The organism is Paracoccus pantotrophus (assembly GCF_008824185.1).
Classification (GTDB): Bacteria; Pseudomonadota; Alphaproteobacteria; order Rhodobacterales; family Rhodobacteraceae; genus Paracoccus; species Paracoccus pantotrophus.
Genome location: NZ_CP044423.1, coordinates 1,257,964 through 1,272,280 on the forward strand (window position 1 = coordinate 1,257,964; position 14,317 = coordinate 1,272,280).

The 14,317-nt window shown below is 68.4% G+C and carries 11 protein-coding genes; 3 read left to right on the forward strand and 8 right to left on the reverse strand.

The features are described from left to right. Window positions 1-4 precede the first annotated feature (4 nt). Window positions 5-901: a cytochrome c oxidase subunit II gene (gene coxB / locus ESD82_RS06105; RefSeq protein WP_024843353.1), complete on the reverse strand. Its 897-nt coding sequence runs from the start codon at window positions 899-901 to the stop codon at window positions 5-7. Between the two features lie 160 nt (window positions 902-1,061). Here coxB and tldD point away from each other — a divergent pair, with 160 nt between their 5' ends. The 3 genes from tldD (at window position 1,062) to ESD82_RS06120 (ending at window position 6,128) form a co-directional block, all read left to right on the forward strand. Beyond that, on the forward strand, window positions 1,062-2,483 hold the full coding sequence (tldD, locus tag ESD82_RS06110) for a metalloprotease TldD (protein ID WP_147428754.1): 1,422 nt from the start codon (window positions 1,062-1,064) through the stop codon (window positions 2,481-2,483). A gap of 107 nt (window positions 2,484-2,590) precedes the next feature. Further along, on the forward strand, window positions 2,591-3,841 hold the full coding sequence (gene dprA, locus ESD82_RS06115) for a DNA-processing protein DprA (RefSeq protein ID WP_074990325.1): 1,251 nt from the start codon (window positions 2,591-2,593) through the stop codon (window positions 3,839-3,841). Window positions 3,842-3,947: 106 nt separating this feature from the next. After that, window positions 3,948-6,128: an OmpA family protein gene (locus ESD82_RS06120; protein WP_147428753.1), complete on the forward strand. Its 2,181-nt coding sequence runs from the start codon at window positions 3,948-3,950 to the stop codon at window positions 6,126-6,128. Window positions 6,129-6,977: 849 nt separating this feature from the next. On the opposite strand, the gene phoB is transcribed toward ESD82_RS06120, so the two are convergent. From phoB to aroC, 7 genes are all read right to left on the reverse strand, one after another. Next, window positions 6,978-7,667 (reverse strand): phosphate regulon transcriptional regulator PhoB, encoded by a 690-nt coding sequence (gene phoB, locus ESD82_RS06125; RefSeq protein WP_024843357.1) that lies wholly within the window; start codon window positions 7,665-7,667, stop codon window positions 6,978-6,980. Between the two features lie 3 nt (window positions 7,668-7,670). Then, window positions 7,671-8,381: a phosphate signaling complex protein PhoU gene (gene phoU, locus ESD82_RS06130; protein WP_024843358.1), complete on the reverse strand. Its 711-nt coding sequence runs from the start codon at window positions 8,379-8,381 to the stop codon at window positions 7,671-7,673. Between the two features lie 18 nt (window positions 8,382-8,399). Then, entirely contained in the window at window positions 8,400-9,197 is a 798-nt protein-coding gene (pstB, locus tag ESD82_RS06135) for a phosphate ABC transporter ATP-binding protein PstB (protein WP_024843359.1), read from the reverse strand. 20 nt (window positions 9,198-9,217) lie between these two features. Beyond that, on the reverse strand, window positions 9,218-10,561 hold the full coding sequence (pstA, locus tag ESD82_RS06140) for a phosphate ABC transporter permease PstA (RefSeq protein ID WP_147428752.1): 1,344 nt from the start codon (window positions 10,559-10,561) through the stop codon (window positions 9,218-9,220). Then, window positions 10,558-11,748: a phosphate ABC transporter permease subunit PstC gene (pstC, locus tag ESD82_RS06145; RefSeq protein ID WP_024843361.1), complete on the reverse strand. Its 1,191-nt coding sequence runs from the start codon at window positions 11,746-11,748 to the stop codon at window positions 10,558-10,560. The genes pstA and pstC overlap by 4 nt, the downstream gene beginning before the upstream one ends. Window positions 11,749-11,812: 64 nt before the next feature. Next, complete coding sequence (locus ESD82_RS06150; protein ID WP_024843362.1) at window positions 11,813-12,841, reverse strand: substrate-binding domain-containing protein; 1,029 nt, start codon at window positions 12,839-12,841, stop codon at window positions 11,813-11,815. 255 nt (window positions 12,842-13,096) lie between these two features. After that, window positions 13,097-14,197, reverse strand: a complete 1,101-nt coding sequence (gene aroC / locus ESD82_RS06155; RefSeq protein ID WP_024843363.1) for a chorismate synthase — start codon at window positions 14,195-14,197, stop codon at window positions 13,097-13,099. Window positions 14,198-14,317 lie beyond the last annotated feature (120 nt).

Sequence of the window (14,317 nt, forward strand, 5' to 3'; positions counted from 1 at the left end):
GGCCTTACTCTGCCGAGGCCAGCTTGACGGGGCTGGCGGGCAGGTAGTCCGAGGCGTCGGCGGCGAATTCCTCTTGCGCGCCGGCAAGCCAGGCGTCGTATTTCTCCTGGCTGACCGCCTTGACCACGATGGGCATATAGGCGTGGTTGATGCCGCAAAGCTCGGAGCACTGGCCGAAATAGACGCCTTCCTGGTCGACCGAGAACCACAGCTGCGCGATGCGGCCCGGCACGGCGTCCTGCTTGACGGCAAAGGCGGGCACGGTCCAGGCGTGGATCACGTCGGTCGCCGTCACCTGCACCAGAACCTTCTTGCCGACCGGAACCACGACGGCATTGTCGGTGGCCAGCAGGTATTCGTCCTCGGAATAACCGGCATCGGCCAGGGCTTCCTTCTCCAGCATCAGCGCATCGAAGGCGACGCCGTCGTTGGGATATTCATAGGACCAGTACCACTGGTGGCCGATGGCCTTGATGACCAGGTCGGGATCGTTCGGCATCTCCTGGCTGCGGAACAGGATCGGCAGCGAGAAGGCGCCGATGGCGACCAGGATCAGCACCGGGACCAGGGTCCAGATCACCTCGATCGGGGTGTTGTGGGTAAAGCGCGCCGGCACCGGATTCGCCCGGCGGTTGAAGCGCACGATGCAGATCAGCAGCAGCAGGCAGACGAAGATCGTCACGGCCGTGATGATGTAGAGTACGAAATGATCCAGCCATTGCTGATCCTGCGCCAGCGGGCTCGACGCCGGCTGGAAGTTCATCCCGCCATTCACCGGCTTGCCGATCACCGGCAGATCGCCCAGCACGTCCTGCGCCAGGGCCGGAACGGCCGCCAGTGTCGCAACTCCCAGGCTCATCACCGCCGCCACCCCGCGGCGCTTGGTCGCAATTGCCATCATCCCATCCCGTTGCCTATCATGCCACCGGCAGGCCCCTGTCCCGGAGCCACCAGCATTCGGTCCTGCACCAGAACCATATCTTACCCCGACGGGCAAGCCATACCTATCGACTTCTTGCCAAAAAAGCCCTAGGCCGGTCCGCATGACAAGGACCGGTTCCATGACAGACGCTGCCTTTTCACCCTTTCGGACGCATCTCGATCAGGACCGCGCGCTGCGTATCCTGCGCGACGCCCTGGCGGGGGCGGATGACGGCGAGCTTTTTCTGGAACGCGCCCGGTCCGAGGCGCTGGTCTTCGACGACGGAAGGCTGCGCACCGCCAGTTATGACGCCGAACAGGGTTTTGGCCTGCGCGCGGTGCGCGGCGAGGTGACGGGTTACGCCCATTCGACCGAGATCGACGAAGCCGCGCTGAAGAAGGCGGCCGAAACCGTGCGCCTGGCCGTCGGCGCCGGCGGCGGCACGCTGGCCCTGCCACCGCAAGGCGAAATCCGGCCGCTTTATGCCGCCATCGACCCGGCCGAAGAGGTGCCCTTTGCCGCCCGCGTCGCATTACTGCGGCAAATCGACGCATTCGCCCGAGACCTGGACCCGCGGGTGGTCCAGGTCTCGGCCAGCATCGCGACTTCGGTGCAGGAGGTGGCGATCCTGCGCCCCGAGGGCGGGCTGGCCACCGACATCCGCCCCATGGCGCGGCTGAACGTCTCGGTCATCGTCGAATCGAACGCGCGGCGCGAAACCGGGACCGCGGGCGGCGGCGGGCGCATCGGCCTTTCCGGCCTGGTCGCGCCCGAGCATTGGCAGGGGCTGGTGCGCGAGGCGCTGCGCATCGCGCTGGTCAACCTGCGCTCGGTGCCCGCGCCCGCGGGCGTGATGGATGTGGTGCTGGGCCCCGGCTGGCCCGGCATCCTGCTGCACGAGGCGGTGGGCCACGGGCTCGAGGGCGATTTCAACCGCAAGGGGCATTCCGCCTTTGCTGGGCTGATGGGCAGGCGCGTCGCCGCGCCCGGCGTGACCGTGGTCGACGACGGCACCATTCCCGACCGGCGCGGCTCGATCTCGGTCGATGACGAGGGCACGCCCCCCGGCCGCAACGTGCTGATCGAGGACGGGATCCTGGTCGGCTACATGCAGGACCGGCAGAATGCCCGGCTGATGGGGGTCGCCGCCACCGGCAACGGGCGCCGGCAGAGCCACGCCCATGCCCCCATGCCGCGCATGACCAACACCTTCATGCTGGCGGGGTCCGAGGATCCGGCCTCGATCCTGGCCGGACTGGAGGACGGGATCTATGCGGTCGGCTTCGGCGGCGGGCAGGTGGACATCACCAACGGCAAGTTCGTGTTCTCCTGCACCGAGGCCTATCGGGTCAAAAACGGCCAGGTGGGCGATCCGATCCGCGGCGCGACGCTGATCGGCGACGGCGCGACCGCGTTGCAGCAGATCCGCGCCATCGGCAACGACCTGTCGCTGGATCCGGGAATCGGCAATTGCGGCAAGCAGGGACAATGGGTTCCGGTCGGCGTCGGCCTGCCCACGCTGCGCATCGGCGGGCTGACCATCGGCGGATCGGCCGCCTGAATCGCCTTGATTCCAATGGGTTGAAGAAATTCTTCGCCGGCTAACCCATTCTTAACCTTTGCCATGCGATGTTTCGGCCTGCGGATCAGGCAGAGGCATGGAACATGATGGCAAGGCAGCTTTCCTTGGACCCCCACCACGGACCCCGCCCAAAAGGGGAGGGGCTTGCCGCCTTGCGCCTCATCCGTTCCCGCAAGGTGGGGCCGGCGACCTTTCACCGGCTGCTGGGCGAACATGGCAGCGCCCAGGCGGCGCTGGCCGCCCTGCCCGCCATGGCGCAGGCCGCGGGGATCCAGGATTACACCCCTTGCCCCCTTTCGGTCGCCGAGGCCGAGATCGCGGCCGGCCGGCGCGCCGGCGCCCGGCTCGTGACCTGGGGCGACCGGGATTATCCCGCCCTGCTGCGCGAGGTGGCCGAGGCGCCGCCGGTGCTGTGGCTGCGCGGCGACATGGCGGTGCTGGACCGCGTGCCGGTGGCGGTGATCGGGGCGCGCAACGCCTCTTCCCTTGGCCTGCGCATGGCGCGCGGCATGGCCGCAGGCCTGTCGCAATCGGGCGCGGCGGTGATCGCGGGACTGGCGCGCGGCATCGACACCGTCGCGCATGAAGCCGCGCTGCACGGCGGCACCATCGCCGTCATGGCCGGCGGCATCGACATGATCTATCCCGGCGAAAACGCGGCCCTGGCCGAGGCGATCTGCGAAACCGGCCTGCTGATGACCGAACAGCCGCCCGGTACCGAACCGGTGGCCCGGCATTTCCCCGCCCGCAACCGCATCATCTCGGGCCTGTCGCGCGCCGTGGTGGTGATCGAGGCGGCGCATCGCTCGGGCAGCCTGATCACCGCGCGCTGCGCGCTGGACCAGGGGCGCGAGGTGATGGCGGTGCCGGGGCATCCGATGGATGCGCGGGCCGCCGGCTGCAATGCGCTGATCCGCGACGGTGCGCTTCTGGTGCGCAATTCGGCCGATGTGTTGGCGGCGCTGCAATCGAACGGCCCCAGGGTCGCCCAGCCGGCGGCGGCAGAGCAACCCGCGGCAGCAACCCCTGCCCCCGTCCCTGTCGCCCCGTCGGCCGGGCGGGTCACGCAACCCGCCGCCGTCACCCGCCGGCTTGCGGAACTGGGTCATGGCATCCCGCGCCAGGTCGTCACGGGCCGGCCGCGCGACGCCGGCGGGCCGGTGGACCTGGAGCGGCGGATACTGGCGCGGCTGAGCCCCAGCCCGACCGAGGAAAACATGCTGATCCGCGACCTGGGAGTCCCGGCCGCCATCCTCGCCCCCGCGATCCTGGCGCTGGAACTGTCGGGCCGGGTGCAGCGCATGGCAGGCGGCCGGCTGGCGCTGAGCGGCGGCTGAGGCCCTCGCCGCTCCGATCACGGGGCAGTCACGCGCTTGTTGGGGAACCGCACCGATCGCCGCCGGTTGATCCGGGATCAAGCGACCATCGGAAAAGAGGACCGACATGCGCCGCATCTACAAGACCACGACCGCGATGGTGACCTGCCTGTCCCTGATCGCCCCGCAGCTGGCGGTGGCACAGGACCAGCAGACCCAAGGCGCCGACGAGCAGGTCATCCTGCCTCCGGACCAGCAGCAGGAGGCCGAGGCGGGGCAGGCGCAAGAGCCGCAATCCGCGCCCGAACCCGCGGCAGAGCCGGTTCCGGCGCCGGCCGAACAGCCGCAGGCCCAACCGCAGGCCGAGGCCCCGAGCCCCGGCGATCCGCAGGTGCAGGGCGCCAGTTCGGCAAGCGAATCCCCCGCGCAGGAATCCGCCGCGGAACCCGCTGCAGAACCGCAAACCCAGGACGAGCCCGCCCCCCCGCAAGGCGAGGCCGCTGCGCAGGACCAGCCCACGCCTGCCCCCGCGCCCAAGCCCGATGTGACCCAGGCCGAGGAGCCGCAGCCCAAGCCCGCAGTGGTCGAGGCGGCCGAGCCCCCGATGGCGCAGCCCGACCCGTCGGTCCAGCAGGGCGAGCCCGCGCCCAAGCCGGACACGCCCGCAGCCGTGAGCCCGGCCGATCCGGCCCCGGCGCAGAAACCGCAGCAGGATGCAGCCACGCCGCAGGATACCGGCCAGGCCGGGCAGCCGGCGGCGGTCCCGGACGCCGAGGCGCTGAAGGAGGCCCTGGAAGCCGAGGCCACGCCCGAAAAGCCGCAATCCGCCCAAGAGGCCGAGCCGCAGGCAGAGACGCATGGTGCCGCGCAACCGCAGGTCGATCCGGCCCGCGCGGACGAGACCCAGCCGTCTCAGACCCCCGACGCGCAGGAACTGGAGCGCCGCCTGCAAGAACAGGCGCAACAAAGCGGGTCCGAATCGGGCGGGCCCTCGGAACAGCCTTCGGACCAGGCCTTGCCCGACGAGCAGGCCGCGGGCGAAGAACCGCGCCCCGATGCACAAGAGCTGGAGCGCCGCTTGCAGGAACAGGCCGACGGCCAGCCCGAACAGACCGCGCCGGAGCAAGCCCAATCCGAACAAGCCCCGGCAGAACAGGCCGCCGAGGTGCAGGCGCCCGAAGCCCAGGCCCAGCCCAACGCCGTCGCGCAGCGCGCCGCCGAGGAAACGGCCCCCGCGGCAGCAGCCGCCCTGGCCGCCGGCGATGCCGAGCCGGCGCAGGGCCAGTTGAACGAGGTGCAGATCACCGAGGAAAACGCCCGCAGCTCGGCCGAGGAATTCGCCACCTCGGTCATGCAGGGCATGCAGCAGCAACAGCAGCAGCCGGCCGGCGATCCGCAAGCCCAGGAGGCCCGCCGCGACGATGACGACGACACCGTCAAGGACATCGCCAAGCTGCTGCTGGCCGGGGCGGCCGGCATGGCGGTCGGCAAGATGCTGTCCAACGACCGCCAGGTGGCGCTGAACACCGGCGACCGGGTGGTCGTCACCCTGCCCGACGGCAGCCAGCAGGTGATCAAGGACGACAACGCCCTGCTTTACCGTCCGGGATCGAACGTGCAGACGGAAACCTTCGACGACGGCTCGACCCGCACCACGGTGCTGCGCGCCGACGGCAGCCGGGTGGTCACCATCCGCGACGCGAACATGAACATCCTGCGCCGCACCCTGCTGCGCGCCGATGGCACGGAGACCCGGCTGATCGACGATACCCAGGCGCAGCCGGTGCAGATCTCGACCCTGCCCGCGCCGCCGCCGGTGCGCATCAACCGCGAGCGGCTGGACGAGGCCGCGCTGCGCGAGGCGCTCAGCCGCGAGGCGGCGGTGGATCGCCGCTTCAGCCTGGGCCAGATCCGCAATATCCCCGAGGTGCGCGCGCTGGTCGCGCCGGTGAACGTGCCCGAGATCACCTTCGACACCGGATCCTCGGCCATCACCCCGGATCAGGCGCAGCAACTGGCGACCCTGGGCAAGGTGATCCGCGACAGCATCGACCGGAACCCGCGCGAGATCTACATGATCGAGGGCTATACCGATGCCGTCGGCTCGGACGCCGCGAACCTGGCCCTGTCGGATCGCCGGGCGGAATCGGTGGCGCTGGCGCTGACCGAATATTTCCAGGTGCCGCCCGAAAACATGGTGGTGCAGGGCTATGGCGAGCAGTTCCTGCTGGTGCCGACCGACGGGCCCGAGCGGCAGAACCGCCGTGTCGCCGTGCGCCGCATCACGCAGCTGCTGGCGCAGAACTGAGCGCGGGAAGGCCGCGGGCAGATGCCCGCGGCCTTTGGCAATCCCGCGAGGGCCGGATCGGATAGCCCAACGCGGCCGGCACGGACGGCTTCACTCGCCAAACCCGCTGGAATCCTGGCACCGCGGCCTGCCCGCGGCGCAGGCGCAAGTACGGGACCGATGCAAGGCCGGTTCTGACTGGTCCGACGACCGCCCCCTCGGCCCCCTCTGCCTGTGGCCGCGAATGCGACAATGTGATGGCGAACGCATTTTTCCCAGCAAACATGGCGGTATTCGCGCGCCGCGGATACGACAGGTCATGGTGCAATCCCATGGGATGCGCGTTCAAGGACGGTATTCGTGCGCGCGGGTGCGATCCATGACCATGGCCCGGGGGGGGGGCGAGACGACCCGCGATATTCGCGCACGCGCGGGTGCATGTCGAGGCCTCCCCGGCCAACACCATCATACAGCGATATTCGCGTGCGCGAGTGCGGCGCAGGCGGGCGTCTCATTCGGCCGCCTTGCTCGCGATATTCGCGCCCGCGGGTGCGACAGGAAGCCAGGCGGCCCAAGCCCCCAGCGGACCGGGGGAGCCTGAAGCGCGCCCCTGGCCAAAGGCAGCAAGCCGTGCCGGCGACACGCCCGCCAAGCCGGGCCAACCCGAACGGACTCTGGAAAACACGACGCTGCGGGGGAAGCACCGCCAACAGTTCTGCATCCCGCCCTTGGGGTTTACCGCAATCCTTGATATGCGGCACGCGCACGCCGGCCGGGACGATGCCGGGCAAGCCGACCCCATGAACGGGCCCATCGTCCCCGTCGCCTGCACGCATGCCGGCGGCGGCGCGCATGGTGCCGTATTCTGCCTCAGCCCAGCGAATAGCCGGTGCCGCGCACCGTGCGCACCGGGTTGTCGCCGCCATGGGCCATCAGCGCCTTGCGCAAACGCCCGACATGGACATCGATGGTGCGGGTGTCGACATAGATATCGCGGCCCCAGACCCGGTCCAGCAATTGCTCGCGCGTCCAGACCCGGCCCGGCTTTTCCATCAGCGTGGACAGCAGGCGGAACTCGGTCGGGCCCAGGTGCAGCGGCTGGCCGGCGCGAAAGACCCGATGCTCGGCCGCGTCCAGGATGATGTCGCCGAAGCTGAGCCTTTCACCCATCGAGGCCGGGCGGGTGCGGCGCAGCTGGGTGCGCAGCCGCGCCATCAGCTCGACCACGGAATAGGGCTTGACCACGTAATCGTCGGCGCCGGTTTCCAGCCCGCGCACCCGGTCCACCTCCTCCGAGCGCGCCGACAGCATGATGATCGGGATCTGGCGCGTCGAGGGATCGGCCTTGACCCGGCGGCAGACCTCGATGCCCGAGACGTTGGGCAGCATCCAGTCCAGCACGATCAGGTCGGGCTGTTCCTCGGCCACCAGCAGCATCGCCTCGTCGCCGTTCTCGGCCAGCACCACGTCGAAGCCCTCGGCCTCAAGGTTGTATTTCAGCACCTCGCGCTGTGCGCCCTCGTCCTCGACGACCAGAACACAGGGTTGGGTCTGCGCCATGGATCAGGCCCCCTCCATGCGCGGAACGCTTTCGCCCTTGGGCCGCGGATCCTCGGGCAGCTCGCCGGTGGCCAGATAGATCACCTGCTCGGCGATGCCGGTGGCGTGGTCGCCCATGCGCTCGATATTCTTGGCGATGAAATGCAGGTGCATGCAGGCGGTGATGTTGCGCGGATCCTCCATCATATGGGTCAGGAACTCGCGGAACAGCGCGTTATACATCTGGTCCACTTCCAGGTCGCGCTTGCGCACGTCGGCGGCCAGCGCCGCGTCGCGCTGGATATAGCTGTCCAGCGCGTCCTTCATCATCGCCTCGACCGTGGCGGACATGCGGCGCAGCGCCATGCCGGCGCCGTCGATGGCGGGCATGTCGGCCAGCACGTTGCTGCGCTTGGCGATATTCTTGGCGTAATCGCCCACCCGCTCCAGGATATGCGAGATCTTGATGACGGACAGCACCATGCGCAGGTCGGTGGCCCGCGGCGCGCGCAGCGCGATCAGCCGCGCGGCCTCCTCGTTGATCTGGACTTCCAGTTCGTCGATGGCCTTGTCGCGGCGGCGGATGTCGTCGGCCAGTTCGCCGTCGCGGGTTTCCAGCGCGATGGCGGCGTCGTGGATGGCGCTTTCGACCATGCCGCCCATCTTGACGACCAGCGCCTGCACGGTTTCCAGATCGCGGTCGAAGGCCGAGAGGATATGGCGTTCGTTGTTCATGTCAGCTCCCTTTCCGGCCTAGCCGATGCGGCCCGAGATATAGCTTTCGGTGCGCGGATCGCGCGGATTGGTGAAGATGTCGTCGGTATTGCCGTATTCCACCAGGTTGCCGAGGTGGAAGAAGGCGGTCTTCTGGCTGACGCGGGCCGCCTGCTGCATGGAATGGGTCACGATCACCACCGAGAACTGGGCGCGCAGCTGGTCGATCAGTTCCTCGACCTGGCTGGTGGCGATGGGGTCCAGCGCCGAGCAGGGCTCGTCCATCAGCAGAACCTCGGGCTGGGTCGCCACGGCGCGGGCGATGCAAAGCCGCTGCTGCTGGCCGCCCGAAAGCCCGGTACCGGGATCGTTCAGCCGGTCCTTGACCTCGTTCCACAGCGCCGCACCGCGCAGCGATTTCTCGACGATCTCATCCAGCTCGGCGCGGTTGCGGGCCAGGCCGTGGATGCGCGGGCCATAGGCCACGTTGTCATAGATCGACTTGGGGAAGGGGTTCGGCTTCTGGAACACCATGCCGACGCGGGCGCGCAGCTGCACCGGGTCCACGCGCTTGTCATAGATGTCCTCGCCGTCGAGCGTGATCTTGCCCTCGACCCGGCTGATGTCGATGGTGTCGTTCATGCGGTTCAGGCAGCGCAGGAAGGTGGACTTGCCGCAGCCCGAAGGACCGATGAAGGCGGTCACGGTCTTGTCCAAGAGGTCGACGTTCACGTCCTTGATCGCGTGCTTTTCGCCATACCAGACCTGCACGTCCCGCGCCGAGATCTTGATTTCCGACTGGTCCACGCTGCGCTCCAGAAGTCTCATGTCGTTCATATCGGGTCTCCTTCCCGAGATTACCACCGGCGCTCGAACTTGCGGCGCAGGAGAATGGCAAGCAGGTTCATGCAAAGCAGGAACACCAGCAGCACGATGATCGCCCCCGAGGCACGCTCGATGAAGGCCGGGTCGGCGCGCTGGGTCCAGTTATAGACCTGGACCGGCAAGGCCGAGGCGGGTTCGAACAGCCCGTCCGGCGGGGCCGAGGGATAGTTCTTGACGAAGGCCACCATGCCGATCAGCAGAAGCGGCGCGGTTTCGCCCAGGGCCTGGGCCAGGCCGATGATGGTGCCGGTCAGGATGCCCGGCATGGCCAGCGGCAGGACGTGGTGGAACACCGACTGCATCTTGGACGCCCCCACCCCCAGCGCCGCGTCGCGGATCGAGGGCGGCACCGCCTTCAGCGCCGCGCGGGTGGCGATGATGATCGTCGGCAGCGTCATCAGCGTCAGCACCAGGCCGCCGACGATGGGCGCCGATTGCGGCAGCCCGCCGAAGTTGATGAAGGCGGCAAGTCCGAGGATGCCGAAGACGATCGAGGGCACCGCGGCCAGGTTCGAGATATTGACCTCGATGATGTCGGTCCAGCGGTTCTTGGGCGCGAATTCCTCGAGATAGATCGAGGCGGCCACGCCGATCGGCACCGACAGCACCAGCACCACCAGCATCATGTAGAGCGAGCCGAGGATGGCGATGCCGACGCCCGCCGCCTCGGGGCGCTGGTCCGAGGCATCGGGGCTGGTCAGGAAGGACCAGTTCCACTGGGTCGCCAACATGCCCTGCGCCTTCAGCGCGTCGGCAAGCTGCAGCTGCGCCGGCGAGGTATTGGCGTCGCGCGCCGCGCTCTCCATGCTGACGCGGCCCTTGTAATAGCCGTCCACCCGGCCGTTCACCAGCACGCGCGCCTCGACGGTCTGGCCGATCAGCTCGGGATCGGCCAGCACGCGGTTGCGCAGCTGCGCCGAGGCCTCTTTCGAGATCAGGTTCGAGACATCCTTGTCCGACAGCTCGGCGATGGCGATGCCCTTGTCGGCGATGGCCTGTTGCAGCGACTGCTCCAGGATCTTGCCATAGGTCAGGGTCAGCACCTTGCGCAGGTCGTCCGGGTCGCGGTTGCCGTTCTTGTCCAGCTGCGCCGCGTCCAGCGCGACCGGGATCTCCAGGTAGGTCTGGCGGAAGGCGCCGATGCCGCCGGTGATGATGGTGAACAGCAGGATCACCAGCATCACCATCGAGACCAGGATGGCGCCCAGCCCATAGGCGCGGAACCGCGCCTCGGCGGCGTTGCGCTTGCGGGTGCGCGGATCGGCGACCAGCAGCGAGGGCCGGGGCTGCGCGCCTTGCAGGGTTGCGTCGCTCATTCGTATTGCTCCCGGTATTTGCGCACGACGTAGAGGGCGACGATGTTCAGCCCCAGCGTGATGACGAAAAGGGTCAGGCCCAGGGCAAAGGCCACCAGCGTCTCGGGCGCGGCGAAATCGTTGTCGCCAGTCAGCTGGCTGACGATCTTGACGGTGATCGTCGTCATGGCCTCGAACGGGTTCAGGTCCATGCGGGCGGCGGCCCCCGCGCCCAGCACGACGATCATCGTCTCGCCGATGGCGCGCGAGGCGGCCAGCAGCACGGCGCCGACGATGCCCGGCAGGGCGGCGGGCAGCACCACCTTGCGCACGGTTTCCGATTGCGTCGAGCCAAGTCCCAGCGCGCCGTCGCGCAAGCTTTGCGGCACGGCGTTGATGATGTCATCCGACAGCGAACTGACGAAGGGGATCAGCATGATGCCCATGACCAGCCCCGCCGTCATCACCGACGAGCCGGAATTGCCCAGGCCCAGCGGCTGGGCGAACCAGTCGCGCAGCATCGGGCCGACGGTGATCAGCGCGAAAAGGCCATAGACGATGGTCGGGATGCCGGCCAGCACCTCGATCATCGGCTTGGCCACGCTGCGCAGCCTGGCCGAGGCGTATTCGGACATGTAGATCGCCGCGAACAGCCCGATCGGCACCGACACCGCCAGCGCGATCAGCGAGATGTAGAGCGTGCCCCACAGCAGCGGCAGGATGCCCAGCTGCGAGCCGCCGCCGAAGCGCGGCGACCAGGTGGTGCCGAAGAAGAAATCCTGCCAGGGATATTTCTGGAAGAAATGCCCGGTCTCGAACAGCATCGAAAAGACGATCCCGGCGGTGGTCAGGATGGCGATGCTGGAACACAGGATCAGCAGGCCCTTGACCATGGCCTCGACCGCGTTGCGGGCGCGAAAATCCGGTGCGTTGCGGACAAGCGCCAAGGCCAGCCCGGCGGCGGCCAGCACCAGCGCCAGGATGGCGACGGGCGTCGCATTCGCGGCCGGCTGCACGAAGCGCCAGATGGCGATCAGGAACAGTGCCGGCAGCGCCGTCAGCAAGGCGGCGTTCCAGCCGTGATAGCTGGGCCGCGAATGCAGCCGCCGCACATCGCCCCCGGCCAGCGCGACGACGCGCGCGCGGGTGACGAAATAGCCCGCGCCGGCAAGGGCAAGGACGATCAGCAAGGTCCATGAGACAGGCATGTGAGCCCTCAAGCCAGGGAAACGGAAGGGGCGCGGGGCAACAGCATGCCCCGCGCCCGGCAGATCATTGGGCGAGCGTCGCTTCGTCGGCGACGGCCGCCTGGGTCGCCGCCAGTTCCGGATCGGCCACCAGGCCATAGGCGGCCAGCGGCCCTTCCGGCCCGGCCAGCTCATCCGAGACGAAGAATTCCGCGAACTCCTTCAGCCCCGGCACGGTGCCGATATGCTGTTTCTTGACATAGAAGAACAGCGGCCGCGAAACCGGGTATTCGCCCGCGGCGATGGTCTCGGTCGAGGGGGTGACGCCGGCGATGGTCGCGACCTTCAGCTTGTCGGTATTGTTCTCATAAAAGGACAGGCCGAAGACGCCGATGCCGTTCTTGGCCGACTGGATGCGGGCCAGGGTCTCGGTATAGTCGCCGTCGATGTCGATGGACTTGCCATCGGTGCGCAGCGCCATGCAGGCCGCTTCGCCCTCGTCCTCGCCCTTCTCGGCCTTCAGCACCTCGGCGGCGCCCGATTCCTCGCAGCCCGCGGCGATCACCTTCTCCTCGAAGACCTCGCGGGTGCCGTGCTTGGTGCCGGGCACGAAGGCCAGGATCTCCTGGTCGGGCAGCTCGGCGCGGATGTCGCTCCACTTGGTATGGGGGTTCGGAACGACCTTGCCGTCGACCACGACTTCGGCAGCCAGCGCATTGAACCAGTCGGCCGGAGTGAAGGCGAAGTCGTTGCCGGCGATGTCGCTGGCAAAGACGATGCCGTCATAGCCGATGCGGACCTCCATGATCTCGGTCACGCCGGCGGCCTTGCAGGCCTCGATCTCGCTATCCTTGATCGGGCGGCTGGCATTGGCGATGTCGATGGTGTTCTCGCCCACGCCCTCGCAGAATTTCTTCAGCCCGGCCGAGGAGCCGCCCGATTCGACCACCGGGGTCGGGAAATCGGTGTTCTCGCCAAAGGCCTCGGCCACGATGGTCGAATAGGGCAGCACCGTGGACGAGCCCGAGACCTGGATCTGGTCGCGCGCGGTGGCGGCGGTGGCCGAGGCGGCGATCAGGGCCAGCGCCGACACGGTGAATTTCGCGGATTTCATAGGATCACTCCTGACATTTCCATGGGGCCGTTGCGGCCTGCCCGCTCTCTAGAACGGCGATGCGACGGTTATGCGAAAGGAATGTGTCAGTTTCGTAACAATCAGGGGGGAGTATTTGCAAAACAATGAAAGGCGCAGCCCGCCACGATCCGGCTTTCTCCGTTTTCCAAATACCCCATGGGGTGAATTGGCCCGCGCAGCGGGACAAGAGGGGAACGGCGTTCCCCTTGCCTGCCCCGCGCATCCGCGCCCTGCCTAGCCGATGCGGCCGCGCTGGCCGCCGGTCTGCGCCCGGTCGAGCAGCAGGTGGTCCAGGATCACGCAGGCGGCCATGGCCTCGGCGATGGGCACGGCGCGGATGCCGACGCAGGGATCGTGGCGGCCCTTGGTGATCAGCTCGATCTCCTCGCCCTTCTGGTTGATGGTGCGGCGCGGGGTCAGGATCGAACTGGTCGGCTTGACGGCGAATCGCACCACGATGTCCTGCCCGGTCGAGATGCCGCCCAGGATGCCCCCGGCATGGTTCGACAGGAAACGCGGCCCGTCGTTGCCCATGCGGATCTCGTCGGCATTGGCGGTTCCGGTCAGCGCGGCCGCCGCCATGCCCTCGCCGATCTCGACCCCCTTCACCGCATTGATCGACATCATCGCGGCGGCCAGGTCGGTGTCCAGCTTGGCATAGACCGGCGCGCCGAGGCCGGGCGGGCAGCCCTGGACCAGCACCTCGACGGCGGCGCCGACGCTGTCCTGCGCCTTGCGGGTGGCGTTGAGGTAATCCTCCCAGGCCGGCACGGCCGCGGCATCGGGCAGGAAGAACGGGTTCCTGCCGATCTCGGCCGCGTCGAAATTCGCCCGCTCCAGGTGCAATTCGCCCATCTGCACCATGTAGCCGGTGATCCGCAGCCCCGGCGCCAGTTCGCGCAGCACCGCCTGCGCGACGCCGCCCGCCGCGACCCGCGCCGCCGTCTCGCGCGCGCTGGAACGCCCGCCGCCGCGATAGTCGCGGATGCCGTATTTCAGGTGATAGGCGATATCGGCATGGCCGGGGCGGAAGGCCTGGGCGATCTCGCCGTAATCCTTGCTGCGCTGGTCGGTGTTCTCGATCATCAGCTGGATCGGCGTGCCGGTGGTCTTGCCCTCGAACACCCCCGACAGGATGCGCACCCGGTCCGGCTCCTGCCGCTGGGTGGTGAATTTCGAGCTGCCGGGCCGGCGGCGGTCCAGGAATTGCTGGATCCAGCCCTCGTCCAGCGCCACGCCGGGCGGGCAGCCGTCCACCGTGACGCCCAGCGCCGGGCCATGGCTTTCGCCCCAGGTGGTGAAGGTGAAGACGCGACCGAAGGTGTTGAAGCTCATGATTGCCGGACCCCTTTTTGCCTGCGATAGCCGCAGGCCGGGCAAGGGGCAATCCCCAGCTCGGCCCGCCGCCGGCCCGACCGGCAAGGGCGACAGCGAAAACCCGGCTGCAAGGCGAAA

What these genes read in the sequence shown, in the direction of transcription:
- dprA (WP_074990325.1), top strand. Translation starts at nt 2,591, where the DNA reads ATGGCAAGGCAGCTTTCCTTGGACCCCCACCACGGACCCCGCCCAAAA.
- pstA (WP_147428752.1), bottom strand. Translation starts at nt 10,561, where the DNA reads ATGAGCGACGCAACCCTGCAAGGCGCGCAGCCCCGGCCCTCGCTGCTG.
- phoU (WP_024843358.1), bottom strand. Translation starts at nt 8,381, where the DNA reads ATGAACAACGAACGCCATATCCTCTCGGCCTTCGACCGCGATCTGGAA.
- ESD82_RS06150 (WP_024843362.1), bottom strand. Translation starts at nt 12,841, where the DNA reads ATGAAATCCGCGAAATTCACCGTGTCGGCGCTGGCCCTGATCGCCGCC.
- pstC (WP_024843361.1), bottom strand. Translation starts at nt 11,748, where the DNA reads ATGCCTGTCTCATGGACCTTGCTGATCGTCCTTGCCCTTGCCGGCGCG.
- coxB (WP_024843353.1), bottom strand. Translation starts at nt 901, where the DNA reads ATGATGGCAATTGCGACCAAGCGCCGCGGGGTGGCGGCGGTGATGAGC.
- pstB (WP_024843359.1), bottom strand. Translation starts at nt 9,197, where the DNA reads ATGAACGACATGAGACTTCTGGAGCGCAGCGTGGACCAGTCGGAAATC.
- ESD82_RS06120 (WP_147428753.1), top strand. Translation starts at nt 3,948, where the DNA reads ATGCGCCGCATCTACAAGACCACGACCGCGATGGTGACCTGCCTGTCC.
- tldD (WP_147428754.1), top strand. Translation starts at nt 1,062, where the DNA reads ATGACAGACGCTGCCTTTTCACCCTTTCGGACGCATCTCGATCAGGAC.
- aroC (WP_024843363.1), bottom strand. Translation starts at nt 14,197, where the DNA reads ATGAGCTTCAACACCTTCGGTCGCGTCTTCACCTTCACCACCTGGGGC.
- phoB (WP_024843357.1), bottom strand. Translation starts at nt 7,667, where the DNA reads ATGGCGCAGACCCAACCCTGTGTTCTGGTCGTCGAGGACGAGGGCGCA.